The sequence below is a fragment of the Elusimicrobium simillimum genome (assembly GCF_049639735.1).
GTDB classification, from domain to species: Bacteria; Elusimicrobiota; Elusimicrobia; order Elusimicrobiales; family Elusimicrobiaceae; genus Elusimicrobium; species Elusimicrobium simillimum.
Genome location: NZ_JBEVVA010000003.1, coordinates 917,987 through 936,309 on the forward strand (window position 1 = coordinate 917,987; position 18,323 = coordinate 936,309).

Sequence of the window (18,323 nt, forward strand, 5' to 3'; positions counted from 1 at the left end):
AGTTATGTGAAAAATGTCTAAAATTCACATAAATTATGTAAAATTGTTAATGATATTTATATTTAGGGATAATTATGGATTTGGAAAAAGTTAAAAGCAGTTTTAAGGGTAATGTTGTAGGCAGGGGCGTATTGTGGCTGGCTTCGCAGGGGTACGGGGCGGGCGCGGCGCTTAATAAATTTTTGTTTGACCACGGCTGGCGCAAGAGTTACAGCGTTAATACACGCGTGGTTTGTATAGGCAATATAACGTCCGGCGGTACGGGCAAAACTACAGCCGTGCTGCTCGCGGCCAGGACATTGGCCGCGGCGGGTATAAGAGTGTCTATAGTATCGCGCGGGTACAAAAGAAGCAAAGAAGATAAAAACCCCGTTGTACTTTTTGATGATGAGTTGGAAAACAACTGGGCCAGCGCCGGCGACGAGCCTTTTATGATGAGCCGCGCCTTGGCCGACGTTAAAGTGCCCATAGTTGTGCACGAAAACCGCTATCTTGCCGCGACTGAGGCCTTAAAAAGATTTAAAAGCCAGGTTATTTTACTGGACGACGGGTTCCAACATTTCAGGCTTAAGCGAGACGCTAACATTGTGCTTATAGACGCGCGTAACCCCTTTGGCGGCGGCCATTTACAGCCGTATGGGGAACTTAGGGAGCCTGTCACCGCCCTTAAAAGAGCTAATTTAATTTTAATAACGCACAGCAACCAGGTACCCGCCCGTAAGCTTGAAGATATTAGGGACCAAATACGCTTAATTAACGAAGACGTTGAGATACTGGACTCTATGCATAAACCGCAGGAGTATTATGATATATGCAATTCCTCAAAGGTTAAGCTGGACGCTGTGAAAGGGGACGCGGGCGCGTTCTCAGCCATTGGCGAGCCGGGCAATTTTGAAGATACTTTAAAATCACTGGGCCTAAACTTAACCAAAGTTTGGCGCTACCCGGACCACAGGAAGTATACCGACGCAGACCTTAAAACCTTTGTTGATTTAGCAGGCGACACGCCGCTTATAACAACGTTTAAAGATTTTATTAAACTGCCTGCGTCTTGGCGTGATATTTTTAAAAAGAACGTGTATGTACTTTCAGTAAATATGGAAATTAAAGGCAAGAAAGAGTTTGATATTTTTACAGAGGTGCTTTATCCTAAATTTAGTAAACTTAAGGAAAAAGAAAAAAGTAAAAAATGAACACAAAACTTAAACAATTAAATTATAAGGGTATGGATTTACCCAAGTATATCGGCGCTGTATTTAAAGTTACAGGGGCCAGCTTTGTGCCTGTCCTTTTAATGTCTATTATCTTTGCTGTTATAGGTTTTGTACTTGGTTTTTTGCTTGGGTTTACTTATGTTAACCCTTATCTTTCAGTGGCTATAACATTATTTGCTTTTATTACTTTGGGCGCGTTATACTTTGCCGCTATGATTAAAATAATTAAAAGCAAAGCCGACGGCGTACTTATAGGCATAAGCGAGGCCGTTACCTCTACTAAATTTGAACTTTTTACCGCTATGTTTGCCTGCGTGCTTATGTCTGTGCCGGTTAGTTTAATAAGCTTAGGGCTGTATTATTTTGGCGGACTGCAAAACTATATTCCCGCTGTTATTTACAATATTATTAATATGTTTTTGCTTGTATATTTGGTTTTTACGCCAATGGCTATTATTATAAGAAAGCAGGGGCTTGTAGAAGGTTTTAAATACAGCTTTTACATGGTTTACAAAAACTACTGGAGCACGCTTGGTTACCTTGTACTGGCAACAGTTATTTATTTTGCTATGGTTATAATGTTTTCTATTATTATGACATTGATTGCGGGCGTGGGAATGGGGTTTGCCACGGCGTTGTTTGGCGGCGCAAGCACGCTTAGCGGTGGTATGCTGGTGTTAACATTGGCCGGCACGGTTGCGTTTCTAATAGTGTCAATTTTGGTGCAAAACTACTATACCACGTTTATTATGTCAGCCTTTACGGTGCTTTTCCTTAAACTTGAGTCAAAGGTAGAGGAAGAAATAGGCGGCAAGACAACAAACGATTTTGAACTTGAAACCAAAGCCTTACCCGACACACAAGATGCCCAGGGGCCTATACCTGACGAGGCTAACCTTACAGACTCGGAAAAATTTTATAAAAGTATATTTAATAAAAAAGACGGGGAGGATATTTCCCCCGGAGAAATGCCCACGCTTATAGTGGATTTAAAAAATGATTCCACCGTAGAGCAGCTTATACAAAAGCGCCGTATGATTGAGGCCGCGCAAAGGGCGGAGCGTGACCAGCGTGAGGACACAATCACCCTTTCCGACGGGGAAAGCGGTATTGAAGTTAACCTTGAAAACACTGAGTTTCTGCCTGAGAGAGAAGATACCGAATTTCCCGTAGGCAAAAAAGAGGAAGAGGCCCGCGGGCCTTTACCGCAGGACGTGCCGGTGCGCCCCAGGCTGAAGGTTGTCAGTATGCCGCCGCTGCCGCCAAATTTAAATAACGCTTATCAAGATGGCAAAGATAAAGAACAAAACAAATAGGAGAGTCTAATGGACATATTGAAAAAGAAGTATCCTGTGTTAGATATTCTTACCGAATCATTTAACGCTTTCTGGAAAAACCTTAAAGGCCTTTACATAATACAGTTGCTGCTTATGGTAGCGGTTATGATAATGAGCATACCGTACTTATACTCCTTTTTTGGCGTATTTTTAACCAGCGGGCTAGACTTTAACAACCCCCAAGCTATGGACCCTGCCGCCGCAGAAGCCTTGTTTAAACAAATGTTCTCGCCTGCCATGATAGTGTATTTGGTGGTGGCTATGTTGGCCTATGTGGTATTTGCCCTGGTACAGAAAGCGGCTGTTTCTATTTATTTGCAGGAAAGAATTTTAGGCAGAGAAATTACTATATTGGACGCTTTTAAACGCGGCCTGCCCCGCGCGTGGTCGCTGTTTATAACAGCGGTGGTTTTTCTTATTATACTTTATGCTCCTATAATATTAATCATTCTTGCCGGCAGTGTGGCCAAAGAACTTATGGGCCTGCTTATATTTGTATGGTTTATAGCCTTATTTTTTGGCGTATTCTTCTTTATACCGCTGGTGCAGGTGGTGGTGCTTAAAGGCAAAAGTCTTATTGACGCTTTAAAGTATTGCGTTAAGCTTGTTAAACCCACCTATTGGCCGACAATGGGTTTTATGTTTTTAATCATGGCTATAGCATTCGCTCTTATGATAGGCCTAAGCATAGTTAACGGCATTACACAGGCAATATTTGGCCTGCTTGCCGCCGCTACGCAGAGTATACCGGTGCTGTCGGTAATATTTGTGGCGGTATCTGTAATAATATCTTTCCTCATCATGTTAATACCCTACTGCTATATGGACGTGCCGTTTGTGCTGTATTATATGAATAGAGAAGTTTACTTTGGCGACGGCCAGGGTGAACTGGCGGAACTTGCCAAGCAAAACGCTCCCGCCGAGGTTGACGTTAACCTAATGCCTGCTCCGCCCCAGGCGCAAGAGCCGCAAAATTAATTTGAAGTGATTTACAAAAAAAGCCCCACGCCTACGGCGCGGGGCTTTTTATATGAAGGACGCATAAGTAAGGCGGCGTTATATAAGCAAAGTGCCGCTCTCTCAGCGAAGCGTGAGGGTGCCAAGCAATTGCTGTTTAAAAATAAGATATTAAATGTGTCTTTTTATTAAAACACATGTAATCATGAAAAGGTTGACACGACGGTGTGCCGCGCCGTAAATAAAATTTTTGGTATTCAAAAAATTTCATAACTGCTATAATAAAAATATGAAGATAAATAAGGTTACAGCAGTATATTTCAGCGCTACGGGCGGTACTAAAGATTACGCCAAACACCTGGCGCAAATGTTCCACAAAAAATACAGAGAAATTAATTTAGCGGACTATAATACCAGAACGCGCCATTTTACCTTTGACGCCGATGAGCTGGTTGTCATAGCCGCGCCTGTATACGCGGGCCGTTTGCCCGCTGTGGACGGGGGACTATTTAAAAATTTGGACGCGCACAACTCACCAGCCGTTTTTATGGTTACCTACGGCAACAGAGAGTATGAAGACGCATTGTTAGAGCTTAAAAATGAGTGCGAAAAACGTGGTTTTCACGCTGTTGGCGCGGCGGCCGTGGTTGCGCCGCATTCGTTCTCAGTCAAAATAGCGGCCGGTCGCCCTGATGAGGCGGACATTACCGCACTATCTGATTTTGCGGATAAAGTAAAGGAAACACTGGAAGCGGACGATTTTTTAACAAAGTTTATTAAAGTTAACGGCACTTTACCGTACCGTGAGCATTCCAAAATACCGTTTGCCCCTAAAGGCGGCGGCAAGTGCGACTCTTGCGGCACATGCGTCAAAATTTGCCCCGTACAGGCTATAGAAAAGGAAACCCCAAGAGTGACGGACGCCGCCAAATGCATTGCCTGTTACGCCTGCGTTAAAGCGTGCCCGCGGCATACACGCGGCATGAAGTCCTTGGCGTTTTGGCTGGCAATAAAAAAGATGGAATCCAAACTTACAAAAATAAGAAAAGAACCTGAATTCTTTTATATATAGGTTTTAAAATAAAAAAATGCCCCGCCATGCGGCGGGGCATTTTTGTTATCTGTCTATAATAGCGAGTATAGGTCAAAAGACCTACATGTTCCTGGGTCTTTTGACTCATGTGTATATTTGTATTTTTATTTATCATTGTATTATCTGGTTTTAAAAGGAGCCATATATGAAAAAAATTATAGCCTTGTCTGTAGCGGTATTTTGCGCTGTCACAGGTGTTGCGCAAAATATTTCTAAACTTGAAAATAGATTGGACAGCTTACAAAATGTTGAAAAAAATATAAAAAAAGAAATTGACTCTGAAACAAGCAGAATATTGGATAATGTTAGCGCAACTACCTTTATTCCAATTGTAATAGATGCTAATAAAGTAAAAGATTTTGGTGAACAACTTGATATTTATATTAATAAATATCCTAAAATTCAAGAGGCTAAAGCCAGTCTTGCTTCAACACAGGCGAATATAGGGCAAACACAGTTAATTAAAGATTTTGCCAAAATGAGTTCCCACGAGTTTGACGCTAAATATATGTCTAGTGACCCGAATTATTTTATTAACCCTCCTTCTCTCACAAATGCCGCTCTTATCATGGTGGAAGAGGCGTTAAAAAATTCTACCTACCAGGCCGCGGGAGAAAAATTCCACTTCAGTAAAGTTATGACATATGCTTTTTACACCTATTATTTAAAAGAATTTTTTCATATGAAAGGTTCTTTTACTCCTGATAGATATCAAGATTTTAATTTGAACATTTCTAACAGGCTAAGTATAGCAAGATCTAAGGCGGTGGATACGGAGGAAGTCATTCTTGCTTATAATGAACTATCCAATATCATGAGCCGTGGACATCTTAATACTCTTACAAAAAATTTGGGTGTTAATGATATGGATAAAGTATACAAAGCGACCTTTGTTTATCAAAAATTATTTACCAACCATAAGGGCAGCCGCGCTTGGGAGAATAGAGAGCATTTTCAGGCGGCAGTTATTAACGGCATAATAAATTTATTAAATACCAATACGCTATCGGGATCTTTGCGTTGTACCACAAGTGCGGCAGATGTTGTTATAGAAAGTTATGTGTTAGACGATGTCTATGACCGTTTTTTTGATGCGGCACAACACATGGACTTTAGCAAAATGGATAAAGACCAAAAAGACAGGCTGATTAAAGCAGTAGTCGCCAAAGAAAAATCCGGCAGTAAATATGTAAAAAAATTAAAAAAATTATTACAAGAAAATAATATTGTATCTTAAACCGGATATTTATAATAGCGAATATAGGTCAAAAGACCTACATGTTCCTGGGTCTTTTGACTCATGTATATATTTGTATTTTTATTTATCATTGTATTATCTGGTTTAAAAAGGAGCCATATATGAAAAAAATTATAGCGTTGACAGTAGCAGTATTTTGCGCGGCAACAGCCATTGCTCAAAATACTACCGCCGCTGAAAGAAAATTAGACAGTTTAAAAAATGTTGAAAAAAACATAATTAATGACATGAATATTGAAAAAACAAGAATATTAGATAATATTGCCACTGCTTTTGTTGTTAAAAATATAACAAGCGGCGAGAGTAATCGTGTGGTAAAAATTATTGACGGATCTCTTGACGCTTTTATTGATGAATATCCTAAGATACAAGAGGCAAAGGCCAGCCTTGCTTTAATGCAACCTGAGATAGAAAAAGCGCAATTTGTAAAAGATTTTGCCAAAATGAGCGCACGTGATTTTGACGCTAAGTATATGTCATCTGACCCGGAACATTTTATTAATCCTCCTTCTCTTACAAACACCGCTCTTATTATGGTGGAAGAGGCTTTAAAGAATTCTACCTATCAGGCCGCTGGAGAAAAATTCCAATTCAGTAAAGTTATGACATATGCTTTCTATACTTATTATTTAAAAGAATTTTTCCAGATGAAAGGTTCTTTTACCCCTGAAAAATACCAAGATTTTGGTTTAAATATTTTTAATAAATCTAGGATAGAAAAAAGTAAGAAAACAGATATTGACGAAGTTCTTATTACTTATAATGAACTGTCTAACATTATGAGCCGCGGGCATCTTAATACTATTACAAAAAATTTGGGTGTTAATGATATGTATAAGGTAGATAAAACGATTATTATTTATGCAAAATTGTTTCAAGACCATAAAGGCAGCCGCGCTTGGGAAAGTAGGGACTCTTTTCAAGCCGCAGTTATTACAGGTATAATAAACTTATTAAATACCAACATTATAGAGGAATATGACTACTTTGACGTATATATTCATGACACTTTCCGGGCCAACAAAGGAGTGGATAATTTGTTTGCTAATTTTTTTAATGTTGCACAATACATGGACTTTAGCAAAATGGATAAAGCCCAAAAAGACGCGCTTATTAAAGCAGTTGAGGCAAAAAAAGATTCAAGCAATAAGCATGTGAAAAAATTAAGAAAATTATTACAAGAAAATAATATTATGTATTAACCCTGTTATTTATGCAAAAGCCCCGCCTAACGTTAGGCGGGGCTTTTTGTGGTAATTTATATATTAATATTCGTACACCGTGCCATATGCGGTGCCTGTTTTTTGTTTACCCATGCCTTTGCATACGCTTGTCCCCTTGTCTGTGTTAGGTTTACACGCGCGCATTGTAAGGGCAGAGGGGTTTTCGCTTTCCCAATGGTATATAATACAATAGTCACCCGCAGAGTGTGATTCGTCTGAAAAAGATGTTTCTCTGCACGCGGCTATAAAGTCGCCGGATTCTTCCATGGAGTAAGAAAAGTATTTGCCTTGTCTGGCCCATTCATTGTTTGCCGTGGAACCAAGGGGGAAGTCCAGGTCAATATTTTCAAATGTGCACCAGGCGTCAGGTTCCTGCAATTTTAATATCGCGCAGCCGGTTTGCATACTTTTAAGTATTGTGTCGGCCTCCGCTATTCTTGATTTTTCTACAGCCTTTGTGTATTGCGGCAACGCTATGGCGGCTAAAATACCTATGATTAATACTACTACCAGTAACTCTATAAGTGTAAAACCCTTCTTCATACTATCTCCTTTATTGTTGTAAATTAATATTCGTAAACGCCGTTTGACAGTTTGCCTATGGATTTGCAAACACTTGTGCCTTTGTCTGTATTGGGCGCGCAATATCGGCTTATTAAAGCGGAGGGGTTTCCGCCGGCCCATTCATATACTATGCAGTAGTCTCCAGCAGATGCGCCGCTATCTGAAAAAGATGATTCTCGGCAGGCATATACCATACTGCCAGACTCTTCCATGTTATAAGAAAAATATTTGCCTTGTTTGGCATATTGGTGTGCTACGCCATCGTCGCCTGTCAGTGTTGCGGATATTGCAGTAAGTGAAAAATCTAAATCAATATTGTCAAAAAAACAATGGTCTCCGCTTTGCATGTGTAAAATAGCGCAGCCTGTTTGTATGCTTTTAAGTATTGTGTCAGCCTCCGCTATTCTTGATTTCTCCACAGCCTTGGTGTATTGCGGCAGCGCGATGGCGGCCAAAATGCCTATGATTAATACTACTACCAGTAACTCGATTAATGTAAAACCTTTTTTCATAAGTTACCTCCTGTTAAGTTTAATTTTAAAATCCCACATATTGTGGCAGCGCTTAATAAAAATTCTGTTAAGCGGTTTGTCCGCGTTAAATGGCGGCGTATTTATACCATTATACATACTGAAAGCAAATTTGTAACCTGCTTCTTTTATTATTTTATTAATTTCAGCATTCTTCCCGCCGCGGTAAGTGTATGTAAACGAGGTACACTGCGTACCAAGCAGCGCTTCCAGGCGGAATTTAGATTCTTCTATTTCATATTTAGCATCGGCCGCAGCTATCCTATCCAGATTTTTGTGGGTTAATGTATGTGAGCCATAGCCTATATTTTTACCCGCTAAAACTTCTTTAATTTGCTCCACCGTCATCATATCCTGCCAGGTTTCCTTGGCGGGCGCGTGCCACATATTGTGGTGGCCTATGGCGTCGTACACAAAAAATATGTTTGCTTTTAAGTTGCGTTCTTTTAATATTGGTAAAGCGTTAAGGTAATTGTTTTTATAACCGTCGTCAAAAGTTATTAATAAAGGTTTTGCCGGCATATCCGCCTTGCCTTCGGAAATTTTGGCCAAATCGTCCAATGTTAAAGTTGTAAAACCTTGGCTTACAACATAATCCATTTGTCTGGCAAACGCCTGGGGGGAAACCCAGTTTCTTTTTAATTTAGAATTTTTAGGCGGTACCCCCACGTGGTGGTAAGCCAGCACGGTCACGCCTGTACGCGCGGGGCGCCAAAACGGGTAACGGATTAATACAAGTATTACGGCCACGGCGGCCGCGGCTAAAATATAAGTGGTCATTTATTTGCGCTCTTTAATAAGTGTTGTAATACCGTCAAAAGCCTGGTCAACGGTAATTAGTGACATGTGGGAAACGTCCTCTTTAGATTGGCACACGGCCTCAGGCATAAGCACCTGGTGGCCTTTGCCGTACGGGCCCCAGCGGGTGGGCAGGCAGCCTTTTAGGTTAGGGTAGAAAGACAATGTTTTCTTACCAAGCGCCACCGCTATATGCAGCGGACCTGTGGAGTTTGACACAAAAAACGTGCACTGGTTTATCAACGCTATAAAATCAGACAACTCTACAGAATCCTTTAAAATCATAGGTTTATATGGTGCGGCATCAGCCGCTATGGCCTCCAGCATGGGCTGTTCCTGCGGGGAGCCTGTAAGCATAACCTTAACTTCAGGACAATTTTGCATAATGCGCCTGATTAACTGCGCGTAATTGGATGACGGCCAGTTTTGCGCCGAACCTTTTGACCCGGGGTGCACCATAATAAGCGTGTCAAAGCGGTCTATGGCAAAATTATCTTTAAGGTAATTTTTGGCCCTGATATCGTCTTTTTTAGGTACATAAATTTTGGGTTTTGCCGGGTGGAAGTAAACAAATAACGGCTTTAAAAGTTCCATGTTAAAGTCAGCCTCGTGCCTGGTAACTTTAGAGCGGTTTTGGCGTATGCCTTTGTTTAAAAATATTGCCCAAATTTTGGATACGGGGCCTATGCGCAGCGGTATGCGCGCGAAAAACGTAAGCAGCGCGGCGTATGCGTCCAGAAAAAATATTACGGCGGTATTAAACTTTTTACTTCTTATAATACTAAGTGTTTTAAAAAAGGATTCTTTTATAATAACTTCGTCAATTTCAGGGTTGTTCTTAACCACATCGGCGGCGTAGCGCGATACCAGCACGGCGATATAGGCGTGCGGGAAGTTACGCCTTAATACAGATATTGCGGGCGTAATAGAAATAAGGTCGCCTATGCGGTCAGTGCGGATAAGTAAAAATTTTTTCTGCATATAATGATTTTATCATTTTAAAAAATTTTAACAAAATTTCGTGAACAAATTGGAAAATAGATGAACAGCCGTTTTCTCCCTTTTGTAAAGGGAAGTAAGCTTACTTCCCGTATTAATAACTTTGCACCGAAGGGCAGAATATAAATGGTATTTTTTTTATTTCTCCCTTTTGTAAAGGGAGTACCCCGTAGGGGGGAGGGATTTAATATTGTTGTTGTCTTTATTTTATAACGGCATCTTGTAGTAAGCTGCTACGCAGCGTGATAAATCCCTCGGCCTTGCCAGGCCACTCCCTTTACGAAAGGGAGAAATTAAAATCTTTTAAACAAAATTTTATATCATGTGGTATGAATGAACTGCAACAATATGATAACACGCTTATTACCGCCAAAAACTGCGTTTTACTTGGCATAGACGAGGCGGGCCGCGGCCCGCTGGCGGGCCCCGTAGTGGCCGCCGCCGTTTGCGTAACGCCGGACATGTACACCATTTTTGAGGACGTTAACGACAGCAAGAAATTAACCGAAGTTAAACGTGAAAAAATTTACGCCCGCATACTTGAGCACCGCATTCCTTTTGCCGTTGGCTACGCCAGCGCGTATGAAATAGACCGCATAAATATTTTACAGGCCACGTTCCTGGCCATGCGCCGCGCCGCGCAAAAATTTTACGATATTAATGATATTCTAACCCTTGTGGACGGCAACCATAAAATAAAAGATTTCCCTTTACCGCAGCAAGAAGTTATAGACGGCGACGCCAAGTCATTTTGTATAGCCATGGCCAGCGTTATAGCCAAAGTTAACCGTGACAGATATATGAAAATTGCCGCAGCTCTGCACCCGGCTTACGGCTTTGAGGGGCACAAAGGTTACGGCAGTAAAACTCATATAGAATGTATTAACACGCACGGCCCGTGCCGTGAACACCGCATGACTTTTGCCCCGCTAAAGCATACTCACGGGGTAATGTTATGAACAATCTTGGTTCCGCCGGGGAAGATGCCGCCGCTAAATATTTGGAAGGCAAAAAATATAAAATACTCGCCCGCAACTACCGTGTAAAAGAAGGGGAAGTTGATATTATTGCCATTCACGGTAAAACCCTTGTTTTTACAGAGGTAAAAGCCCGCGCTTACAGCGCTTTTGGCGGGCCGCTTGGCGCGGTAACCAAAAGCAAACAGCATAAAGTAGCATTAGCCGCAACTAATTATATTAAAGAAAAACAGCCAAAATTTGATAGTATAAGGTTTGACGTAATAACAGTTTTAGGTAGTGACATCAACCATATAGAGGGCGCTTTCGCGCCCGCAAGGACGACATTATAGGAGGCAGTATGACACAGCTTGCGGCAGTTAAAAAGATTACGGCGTATATAAATAAGAAAACAAAAAATTTTAAACCGGAAGTGGCTTTTATCACAGGTTCTGGCCTGTCGGGCAGTGTGCCGGAGCTTAAAGATAAAATTGTGCTGCCTTACAAAACTATACCCGGGTTTTTAAAAAGCACTGTAAGCGGCCACAGCGGCAACCTTATTTTTGGCACCTATAAAGGTAAAAAAGTTATGGTTATGCAGGGCAGGTTTCACTACTATGAAGGGCATGATATTAAAAACATAGCCTTGGCGCCGCGCGTTATGGGTATGCTGGGCGTAAAAAGTTTAATAGTATCGGCCGCCGTAGGCTCTATAAACGCTAAATTTACGCCGGGCGCTATTGTGGTGGTAAGCGACCATATTAACTTTATGGCTACTAACCCGCTTATAGGCAACTACGACATGGCGTTTGGGCCTATGTTTATAGACATGAGCGAAGCTTATGATAAAAAACTTTCCAAAATAGCGTTAGACGCGCTTAAAAAATTAAAAATAAAACATGGCAGCGGCATATACTTTGCCGTGACGGGCCCTAACTTTGAAACCCCGGCTGAAATAAAAGCCTTTCGCACAATGGGCGGGGATTTGGTAGGCATGTCTATGGTGCACGAGGTTATAGCGGCAAGACAGGCGGGTATAAGAGTGTGCGGCCTGGCCACCGTTACCAACCTGGCCGCCGGCCTTAGCAAAACACCGCTTTCACACAGCGAAACATTGTCCGAAACTAAAAAGATTGAAGGCAAGTTTAAGGCTTTACTTGAAACTATAATACCGCAGTTTTAAAGGAAAAACGCTATGAAAAATATTTTTAAACTCCCAATAATATTTGCGGCGCTAACAATGTGCGCGTGTACAACATTAATGCCTCTGCCGACTTCCTCCGAATATATAGCAAGGGGGGAAGGCTACCATAAAGACGGCAAGCCCGAGCAGGCCGTAAAGCAATATGATAAAGCCTTAAAAATTAACCCCAACAATGTGGACGCGTACGCATCAAGAGGCGCGGCGTATTTTTACATGGCTAAATATGAAGAGGCCGCCAATGACTTTATTGTAGTGGTAGAAAATAATCCTACAAATATTGCCGCCTACTCCGCGCTGGGCGCGGCTTTGGCCGGCATGCAGAGGTATGAAGACGCGCTTAAGTTTGTCTCCTATACAATCATGATGAACCCCGAAAGCGCCGAGGCGCTTATGAGCCGCGGCAGCATACACTTTGCCATGGGTAACTATCCGGCGGCTTTGGCTGATTATGATATGGTGGTTATTTTAAAGCCGTCAGTTTCCGCATACGCCGCGCGCGCCGCCGTGCATGAGCAAATGGGCAATACGGACAAGATGCAGTTAGATATTGAAACTGCGCAGTCTGGCAGTTTGCCGCAGCATATTAACCGGATGCCTGTTAAGTAAATGTGATTTTAAAGCCCCGCCAAACGGCGGGGCTTTTTTATGCCCTCCCCATCGGAAGCGGGAGGGGGGATGTTTTTTGTTTTACCTTAAATTACATAACGCCTATCTCATATTTTATATGGGACTTTTTTACATATTGAAAACTAGCTCAAAGTAGTTATATTAGTTGATAAGTATACTTGCAATATAAGACGGGGGGTAAAAGGGTACCGTACCTTTAAAAGAAAACCCTACGGCTCTTGGGGCCCTAGGGTTTTCTCATGTATATTTAAGTGTTTATTGGTATATTTTGTACATAACGGGGTTGAGGCCGGACTTTCGCAGAGAAGAAAGTGTATGACTGTTAAAGGAGGCTATTTCAGGGCGTTCTATACCCGTAATACCAAAGTCAAAAGCGCTGCCGCCGTTGCCTGTTCTGTTCATACCTATTAATAGCTTACCGTAAAACACAGGGTCTCCTGTTGTTTTTTGTTGTCTGATATCAAGTAAAAATCTGCCTCTGTCGCCAAATTCTTCATCATCTTGTATAGAGCGGTTCATGAGCACCTTAAAATCATTTTTATCGGTATAAACATAATTAACTTTTACCGGGGCGGGGGTCTTAATAATTCTAAAAAAGCTTTCACTTGTATTTAGGTAGCCTATGATAGCTTTCTTCATATTTTTAAGTTCCGGCCTAAGTTCAAATATAGGCTGCAAATCAAAAAATGAATAATGCGATACCCTCGTAGGTGTAAGAAAAACCTGATTGGCGGGTATTGTTAAACCATTATGAAAAATTATTTTTATTTCATATTTTTTATATGGTCTTATCATTAGGCTGTTGTCATGTGTTACTACCAGCCCGGGCTCTACATATACGCCGCTGCAGTAGATTATGTCTTCGTACTCGTTGCCGTCAAAATCTGTTTTGGGTATTGTTATCTGTATGCTTACGGTTACTTCTCTGTAAAATTTTTTCAACGCTTCTTCGTTTGAGCCTGTTGTAAATGACTCTAAAGTTTTTGCGTTTATTTCTTCTTGTAAATGTTTGGCGGCCTCTTGCCTTATTTGCGCAAGTTTTGCGTCGGGTTTATAGTTAAAAGCTTTTTGAAGTGCGCTTGCAATGCCGTCCTCGGCATATGAAAATGTGCTCAGTGTTAATATAAGGGCGCAAATAAATAATTTCTTCATTGGGTCTCCTAAAGAGTAATAATATATCTATATGATAGAGTATTGGTTAAAAACACACCAGGGTCCAAAGACCTAAACGGCGCTAGGTCTTTTGGGTATTTGAGTATAATTATTTTAGGTAATCTGTTGTGGCGGCCACGTCGTGCACGCGCAGCATGTCAGCGCCCTGTGCAGTTGCTTTGGCGTTAGCCTCAAGCGTAGCTTGCAGGCGGTCTGCGGCGGTGTCGCCTTCTTTTCTGCTTAAAAAACGTTTGCGTGAGAGCGCTATAAGCAGCGGGTATTGGAGCGCTTTGAAGTGTGATATGTTTTCCAACAAAAATAAATTTTGTTCTTTTGTTTTGGCAAAGCCGAAGCCGGGGTCTATAATTATATTTTCCGGCGGCACGCCAAGGTTTGTGGCCAGCGCCGCTTTTTCTTTAAAAAACTCTGTTATCTCAGCCAAAATATCTGTGTAATTTGTAAGAGTGTTCATGGTTTGCGGTGTGCCGCGTGTGTGCATTATTATAAGTTTTCTGTTGTGCTTGGCGGCAATTTTTGCCAGTTCCGGGTCTGCCAGGCCGCTGGGGTCGTTAATGATATCCGCGCCATGTTGCGCCGAGGCCAAAGCGGTTGCTGCCTTGTAGGTATCTATGGAAATTGTTATTTTGGGACACATAAGTCTTATTTGTTTAAGCACGGGTATAATGCGCGCGGCCTCATCAGCCGGGGAAACAACGGACGCGCCGGGGCGGGTGGACTCGCCGCCTATATCAATAATATCCGCGCCTTCTTTAATTAATTGCGCGGCATGGGCAACCGGGTTTGTGTGTGCGCCGCCGTCAAAAAAAGAATCCGGCGTTACATTTAATATACCCATGATAAGTGGTTTGTTCATATTATAATTTTACAATTTTTATAAATATTATAAACTTATCAACTAATATACTGCCTAGACTTTTAGGTCTAAAGACCTATTTGCCGCTGGGTCTTTAGACCCTGGTATAAAAACTTAAAAACTTTTATATTATGACAGATAGCCTTTAAGGAAGGAGAATAACATGAATAAAAAATATATAGCAGGAACGCTTGCATTAGTTTTAACTCTTAGCACATTTGCCGCCGCGCAAGACCCTGTGACAAAAAAAATGGTGCAAAGCAGCAGCGACAGAATAGCCCAGCTTGAACTGGAAGCCAAAGCCAGATATGCCGCCATTGATAAAGAAAAAGAGGCGCAGCAGGCAAGGCTTAACACACTTTTAGATAAAGAAATACAGAAAGGGGAAAACGCTTCTGTAGAGCAGCTTAAATATCTTATTGATAACGGCGCTGTTTCTAATATCGAAACTATTGCCGCGCAGACAACTTCTGCTAAAATAATGAAATTTTTTCATAATAGCCAGGCTAAAGTTATGGCAGCGGCTTTTATTAAGGGCGATTTTGAGGCATTTGATAATATTGCCAAAGTAAGAACTGACAAAAATACGCAAGAGGTTAATTTTCCGCGTGGTTTTATAGATAATCTGCGTGGGGATATAGCGGCTAAAAGCATCTCGGATATTAACCGCTATATTGAAACAGTCAGCATAGAAACGCAGGCATCTTTATTAAAAAGTCTTTTACTTGTGCATGACTTGCCTGTTAATGATAACGGTTTAAAAATGCTTAGCTATGTAGCCAGAGAAGATGTTAAAAGAGGTGAAAAATCTATATTTTATTTGCCTAAAGGCGACTTGGATTCGTGGCTGTTTTTAGAAGGAATATTTAACTATTTGCATTTTTCTGAAATAGTGCCTGCAATACAACAGCCTATTGTGGAAGTGTTTGCGGCTATAGAAAAGCTTAACCCGGGTTCTGTTAAAGAATATATTAAAGACAAAGTGCAAAATATTGATTATAAGTCTTCTTCAAAGTGCACTTCTTTGTCAACACTTATTAAAAGCGCAAGAATGGCCGGTGTAGACTTATCAGGCGTAAGCGTAAGCACTGTGGACAGAGTTAATATTTTTGACGGTACAACATCAAACGCTTCTTTAGTTCACGCTGCTTTAAATGATGATGTTTATATTAAAAGAATTTTACCTAAAAAAGGTTACAGAAATTAAGTCTTAGTTGCGAAAATAAAAAATAATACCCCCGGCAACACCGGGGGTATTTTTATTTACAGAATTATATTTACTGTATAAAGTCTAAAAACTCGCTTCTGACCTCGGGCTTTTTAAATACGCCTCTTATGGCGCTGGTTATCATAACGGCGTTATGCTTTTCAACCCCGCGGCTGCACACGCACATGTGGCGGGCCTTGCACACTACCATTACGCCAAGCGGGTTAAGGTGCTTCATAAGGCTGTCGGCAATTTCGGCTGACAGCTTTTCCTGTATTTGCAGGCGGCGGGAATATATTTCTACCAGTCTTGCCAGTTTGGATACGCCCAGCACGCGTTTATTTGGCAGGTAGCCTATGCTGATGGTGCCAAAAAACGGTTGGAAGTGGTGCTCGCATGTAGAGTAAAACTCAATATCCTTAAGTACTACCATCTCGTCGCAAGAGCCTTCCACAAAGGTTTTTAGCACGCTTTCGGGCTTTTGTTTGTACCCGCCAAAAAGTTTGTCCCATGATTTTACTATGCGTTTGGGGGTTTCTAGTAAACCTTCACGGTTCGGGTCCTCACCTATATATGCCAGTAATTCACGCCAATTTTGATGCGCCTTAGCCTCGGTTATTGCAGGTTTGCGAACTTGTGTGTTTGCAGGCTTAGCCTTAGAAAGGGGTTTGCTTTTATTATTTTTACGCATAAATCAATATTCTCCTGTTTGTTACTTTCCGGCTGTAAATATATTTGCCTGCCGGCAGACTGGTATTTGAAGTATTTTTCTAAATCTTTTATTTTTGTGCCCGCGCCAACTACTATTTTTATAACGTGGGCGGCGTTAAGCATACGCTCGTCAATTGCCGCTTTTGGTGATAATGTCACATGGTCCAAACTGCTTGTGTCAAAGTATACCGAGCCGTTTGTTTCTATGTGCGTCTCGTAACCTTGTTCTTTAAAAAACTTGGCTAACGCGGCTATATTCTGCTCGCCCGGTTCGCCGCCTGTAAAAATTACTCTTTTAACGGGGTATTTGGCGGCCTCATGCAGTACCTCAGGCGCGGTCATGGTAAGCTTATGCGAAAAGTCCGTATCGCAAAAATCGCACCCCATGCTGCACCCGCTTAAGCGCACAAATACGGCGGGCGCGCCTGTGTGGGCGCCTTCGCCTTGGATGGAGTAGAAAATCTCGTTAAGCTTGTAAGATTGCGCTGGCACTTTCGTTCTCCCAAAGTTCCACTTGTTTTAATTTTAGCCCGCGCTCTTTAAGCAGGGCGGACACTTTGTCAAAAAGGTACTGTACCAGGTTTTCGGCGGTGGGGTTTTCCACGTAATCGTTAAGATATTTGTGGTCAGGCAACGCGCCGTCTATAAGGCTTTTTAAAATTTTAAAGTCTTCCACCATGCCGGACTCTTTTACCGTACCTTCTATAATAAACTCTACCGCCCATGTGTGGCCATGCAGGTTATTGCAGTCCCCGTCGTAACTGGGCAGCCTGTGGGCCGCGCTGAATTTTCTTTTAACTTTAAGCAGCATTTTTTTGTCCTCTTCTTGGTAAGTATGATAAAGCCTGTTGTATAAACATACCGCTTATACACAGCTGCGCTATATTAAACAGCGGTATTCTGTAGGGCGAGAGTATGTTTATCATAAAAATAACAAGTACCGGGGCCTGCACATAAACGGCCAGGCGCATAATGCCAAAACGCGGCGTAACGCGCAGCATGAACGACTGCACCACCATCCCCACCAAAAAGCTGGCGCACACCCAGTACGCAAGCATAAACAGCATAAAAACCGGTGTGACAAGGTATGTCATTACCTTAATAGTAGAGGATATTTGGCTGTATTTAGCCATAATTTCCTCGCCCTCAAGCTTTTTAAAAGTAAGGTCTTTGGGGAACTTTTCAGACACTACCTTTTCCCCGTTAACATAATACATGTCTGTCTTGGTTACTATGGCTACTGTTGCGCCGCTTGTAAAATCGCTTTTAGTTGGGGGGAATTCCATGCCCGGCCTGTATAATATGTGGGCGGTTTGCGCTTGCACGCCGCTTTTGGTGTTTAAAGGTAAATTAATAGTATAGTCTTTGCCGTCATTAATAAGCAGTGCGCCGTCTTTAGCTTCTATAGATGGTATGGATTTGAGTATGGCAGGTAAATGCGTGTCTAAATACTTGTCCGCCACATAGCACCCTGTCAGCGTCATTATTATAAATATTACTGCCAGGTAGCCAAATACATAACCTTTGCCCTTTTCCAACAGCAATGTGTAGTTTTTAAAGCTTATTATATTTTTTAAAATGTCTAAGGCCATCTCGTCCTCTTTTTCTGAAAATGTTAT

At 41.7% G+C, this 18,323-nt stretch carries 21 protein-coding genes; 11 read left to right on the top strand and 10 right to left on the bottom strand.

From position 1 onward, the window contains the following. Window positions 1–74: 74 nt before the first annotated feature. From lpxK to AAIR98_RS05215, 6 genes are all read left to right on the top strand, one after another. The gene (gene lpxK / locus AAIR98_RS05190; protein ID WP_423971140.1) at window positions 75–1,193 is read left to right on the top strand and encodes a tetraacyldisaccharide 4'-kinase; all 1,119 of its coding nucleotides are present in this window, start codon (window positions 75–77) and stop codon (window positions 1,191–1,193) included. Further along, window positions 1,190–2,530: a hypothetical protein gene (locus tag AAIR98_RS05195; protein ID WP_423971141.1), complete on the top strand. Its 1,341-nt coding sequence runs from the start codon at window positions 1,190–1,192 to the stop codon at window positions 2,528–2,530. The genes lpxK and AAIR98_RS05195 overlap by 4 nt, the downstream gene beginning before the upstream one ends. 9 nt (window positions 2,531–2,539) lie before the next feature. Continuing rightward, window positions 2,540–3,529, top strand: a complete 990-nt coding sequence (locus AAIR98_RS05200) for a hypothetical protein (RefSeq protein WP_423971142.1) — start codon at window positions 2,540–2,542, stop codon at window positions 3,527–3,529. Between the two features lie 268 nt (window positions 3,530–3,797). After that, entirely contained in the window at window positions 3,798–4,580 is a 783-nt protein-coding gene (locus tag AAIR98_RS05205; RefSeq protein ID WP_423971143.1) for an EFR1 family ferrodoxin, read from the top strand. A 166-nt stretch (window positions 4,581–4,746) separates the two neighbouring features. Continuing rightward, window positions 4,747–5,838 carry a hypothetical protein gene (locus tag AAIR98_RS05210; RefSeq protein ID WP_423971144.1) on the top strand — a complete coding sequence of 364 codons (1,092 nt, stop codon included), beginning with the start codon at window positions 4,747–4,749 and terminating at the stop codon, window positions 5,836–5,838. Window positions 5,839–5,960: 122 nt separating this feature from the next. Further along, window positions 5,961–7,061 (top strand): hypothetical protein, encoded by a 1,101-nt coding sequence (locus AAIR98_RS05215; protein ID WP_423971145.1) that lies wholly within the window; start codon window positions 5,961–5,963, stop codon window positions 7,059–7,061. Window positions 7,062–7,124: 63 nt separating this feature from the next. Here the strand turns inward: AAIR98_RS05215 and AAIR98_RS05220 are convergent, their stop codons facing one another. From AAIR98_RS05220 to AAIR98_RS05235, 4 genes are read right to left on the bottom strand one after another with little or no spacing between them, the layout of a single operon-like run. After that, the gene (locus AAIR98_RS05220) at window positions 7,125–7,625 is read right to left on the bottom strand and encodes a type IV pilin protein (RefSeq protein WP_423971146.1); all 501 of its coding nucleotides are present in this window, start codon (window positions 7,623–7,625) and stop codon (window positions 7,125–7,127) included. Between the two features lie 23 nt (window positions 7,626–7,648). Next, window positions 7,649–8,158 (bottom strand): type IV pilin protein, encoded by a 510-nt coding sequence (locus tag AAIR98_RS05225; protein ID WP_423971147.1) that lies wholly within the window; start codon window positions 8,156–8,158, stop codon window positions 7,649–7,651. Between the two features lie 3 nt (window positions 8,159–8,161). Continuing rightward, the gene (locus AAIR98_RS05230; protein WP_423971148.1) at window positions 8,162–8,956 is read right to left on the bottom strand and encodes a polysaccharide deacetylase family protein; all 795 of its coding nucleotides are present in this window, start codon (window positions 8,954–8,956) and stop codon (window positions 8,162–8,164) included. Then, window positions 8,957–9,955, bottom strand: a complete 999-nt coding sequence (locus AAIR98_RS05235) for a glycosyltransferase family 9 protein (protein WP_423971149.1) — start codon at window positions 9,953–9,955, stop codon at window positions 8,957–8,959. It abuts the gene before it with no gap. Window positions 9,956–10,302: 347 nt separating this feature from the next. Here AAIR98_RS05235 and AAIR98_RS05240 point away from each other — a divergent pair, with 347 nt between their 5' ends. Genes AAIR98_RS05240 through AAIR98_RS05255 form a run of 4 tightly spaced genes read left to right on the top strand, consistent with a single transcriptional unit; the run spans window position 10,303 to window position 12,739 of the window. After that, the gene (locus AAIR98_RS05240) at window positions 10,303–10,932 is read left to right on the top strand and encodes a ribonuclease HII (protein ID WP_423971150.1); all 630 of its coding nucleotides are present in this window, start codon (window positions 10,303–10,305) and stop codon (window positions 10,930–10,932) included. Continuing rightward, window positions 10,929–11,282, top strand: a complete 354-nt coding sequence (locus AAIR98_RS05245; protein WP_423971151.1) for a YraN family protein — start codon at window positions 10,929–10,931, stop codon at window positions 11,280–11,282. Before AAIR98_RS05240 ends, AAIR98_RS05245 begins: the two co-directional genes overlap by 4 nt. Before the next feature lie 8 nt (window positions 11,283–11,290). Then, on the top strand, window positions 11,291–12,112 hold the full coding sequence (locus AAIR98_RS05250; protein ID WP_423971152.1) for a purine-nucleoside phosphorylase: 822 nt from the start codon (window positions 11,291–11,293) through the stop codon (window positions 12,110–12,112). A gap of 12 nt (window positions 12,113–12,124) precedes the next feature. Next, complete coding sequence (locus tag AAIR98_RS05255) at window positions 12,125–12,739, top strand: tetratricopeptide repeat protein (protein ID WP_423971153.1); 615 nt, start codon at window positions 12,125–12,127, stop codon at window positions 12,737–12,739. Between the two features lie 276 nt (window positions 12,740–13,015). On the opposite strand, the gene AAIR98_RS05260 is transcribed toward AAIR98_RS05255, so the two are convergent. Then, window positions 13,016–13,912, bottom strand: a complete 897-nt coding sequence (locus AAIR98_RS05260; protein WP_423971154.1) for a hypothetical protein — start codon at window positions 13,910–13,912, stop codon at window positions 13,016–13,018. 109 nt (window positions 13,913–14,021) lie between these two features. Further along, window positions 14,022–14,786, bottom strand: a complete 765-nt coding sequence (gene folP / locus AAIR98_RS05265; protein WP_423971155.1) for a dihydropteroate synthase — start codon at window positions 14,784–14,786, stop codon at window positions 14,022–14,024. 163 nt (window positions 14,787–14,949) lie between these two features. On the opposite strand from folP, the gene AAIR98_RS05270 reads away from it, so the two are divergent. After that, the gene (locus tag AAIR98_RS05270) at window positions 14,950–15,993 is read left to right on the top strand and encodes a hypothetical protein (protein ID WP_423971156.1); all 1,044 of its coding nucleotides are present in this window, start codon (window positions 14,950–14,952) and stop codon (window positions 15,991–15,993) included. A gap of 70 nt (window positions 15,994–16,063) precedes the next feature. On the opposite strand, the gene folE is transcribed toward AAIR98_RS05270, so the two are convergent. The 4 genes from folE to AAIR98_RS05290 are packed head-to-tail and all read right to left on the bottom strand — an operon-like array spanning window position 16,064 to window position 18,296. Continuing rightward, the gene (gene folE, locus AAIR98_RS05275) at window positions 16,064–16,684 is read right to left on the bottom strand and encodes a GTP cyclohydrolase I FolE (protein ID WP_423971157.1); all 621 of its coding nucleotides are present in this window, start codon (window positions 16,682–16,684) and stop codon (window positions 16,064–16,066) included. Beyond that, window positions 16,609–17,196 (bottom strand): 7-carboxy-7-deazaguanine synthase QueE, encoded by a 588-nt coding sequence (locus AAIR98_RS05280; protein ID WP_423971158.1) that lies wholly within the window; start codon window positions 17,194–17,196, stop codon window positions 16,609–16,611. The genes folE and AAIR98_RS05280 overlap by 76 nt, the downstream gene beginning before the upstream one ends. Continuing rightward, complete coding sequence (locus AAIR98_RS05285) at window positions 17,171–17,515, bottom strand: 6-pyruvoyl trahydropterin synthase family protein (protein ID WP_423971159.1); 345 nt, start codon at window positions 17,513–17,515, stop codon at window positions 17,171–17,173. The genes AAIR98_RS05280 and AAIR98_RS05285 overlap by 26 nt, the downstream gene beginning before the upstream one ends. Continuing rightward, window positions 17,505–18,296, bottom strand: a complete 792-nt coding sequence (locus AAIR98_RS05290) for a DUF1189 family protein (RefSeq protein ID WP_423971160.1) — start codon at window positions 18,294–18,296, stop codon at window positions 17,505–17,507. The genes AAIR98_RS05285 and AAIR98_RS05290 overlap by 11 nt, the downstream gene beginning before the upstream one ends. Window positions 18,297–18,323: the final 27 nt, after the last annotated feature.

Excerpts from the sequence above, each read along its gene's own strand:
- AAIR98_RS05290 (WP_423971160.1), bottom strand. The coding sequence starts at position 18,296 with ATGGCCTTAGACATTTTAAAAAATATAATAAGCTTTAAAAACTACACA.
- AAIR98_RS05195 (WP_423971141.1), top strand. The coding sequence starts at position 1,190 with ATGAACACAAAACTTAAACAATTAAATTATAAGGGTATGGATTTACCC.
- folP (WP_423971155.1), bottom strand. The coding sequence starts at position 14,786 with ATGAACAAACCACTTATCATGGGTATATTAAATGTAACGCCGGATTCT.
- AAIR98_RS05205 (WP_423971143.1), top strand. The coding sequence starts at position 3,798 with ATGAAGATAAATAAGGTTACAGCAGTATATTTCAGCGCTACGGGCGGT.
- AAIR98_RS05215 (WP_423971145.1), top strand. The coding sequence starts at position 5,961 with ATGAAAAAAATTATAGCGTTGACAGTAGCAGTATTTTGCGCGGCAACA.
- AAIR98_RS05260 (WP_423971154.1), bottom strand. The coding sequence starts at position 13,912 with ATGAAGAAATTATTTATTTGCGCCCTTATATTAACACTGAGCACATTT.
- AAIR98_RS05250 (WP_423971152.1), top strand. The coding sequence starts at position 11,291 with ATGACACAGCTTGCGGCAGTTAAAAAGATTACGGCGTATATAAATAAG.
- AAIR98_RS05225 (WP_423971147.1), bottom strand. The coding sequence starts at position 8,158 with ATGAAAAAAGGTTTTACATTAATCGAGTTACTGGTAGTAGTATTAATC.
- AAIR98_RS05220 (WP_423971146.1), bottom strand. The coding sequence starts at position 7,625 with ATGAAGAAGGGTTTTACACTTATAGAGTTACTGGTAGTAGTATTAATC.
- AAIR98_RS05235 (WP_423971149.1), bottom strand. The coding sequence starts at position 9,955 with ATGCAGAAAAAATTTTTACTTATCCGCACTGACCGCATAGGCGACCTT.
- AAIR98_RS05230 (WP_423971148.1), bottom strand. The coding sequence starts at position 8,956 with ATGACCACTTATATTTTAGCCGCGGCCGCCGTGGCCGTAATACTTGTA.
- folE (WP_423971157.1), bottom strand. The coding sequence starts at position 16,684 with ATGCGTAAAAATAATAAAAGCAAACCCCTTTCTAAGGCTAAGCCTGCA.
- AAIR98_RS05240 (WP_423971150.1), top strand. The coding sequence starts at position 10,303 with ATGAATGAACTGCAACAATATGATAACACGCTTATTACCGCCAAAAAC.
- AAIR98_RS05210 (WP_423971144.1), top strand. The coding sequence starts at position 4,747 with ATGAAAAAAATTATAGCCTTGTCTGTAGCGGTATTTTGCGCTGTCACA.
- AAIR98_RS05270 (WP_423971156.1), top strand. The coding sequence starts at position 14,950 with ATGAATAAAAAATATATAGCAGGAACGCTTGCATTAGTTTTAACTCTT.
- AAIR98_RS05200 (WP_423971142.1), top strand. The coding sequence starts at position 2,540 with ATGGACATATTGAAAAAGAAGTATCCTGTGTTAGATATTCTTACCGAA.
- AAIR98_RS05245 (WP_423971151.1), top strand. The coding sequence starts at position 10,929 with ATGAACAATCTTGGTTCCGCCGGGGAAGATGCCGCCGCTAAATATTTG.
- lpxK (WP_423971140.1), top strand. The coding sequence starts at position 75 with ATGGATTTGGAAAAAGTTAAAAGCAGTTTTAAGGGTAATGTTGTAGGC.
- AAIR98_RS05255 (WP_423971153.1), top strand. The coding sequence starts at position 12,125 with ATGAAAAATATTTTTAAACTCCCAATAATATTTGCGGCGCTAACAATG.
- AAIR98_RS05285 (WP_423971159.1), bottom strand. The coding sequence starts at position 17,515 with ATGCTGCTTAAAGTTAAAAGAAAATTCAGCGCGGCCCACAGGCTGCCC.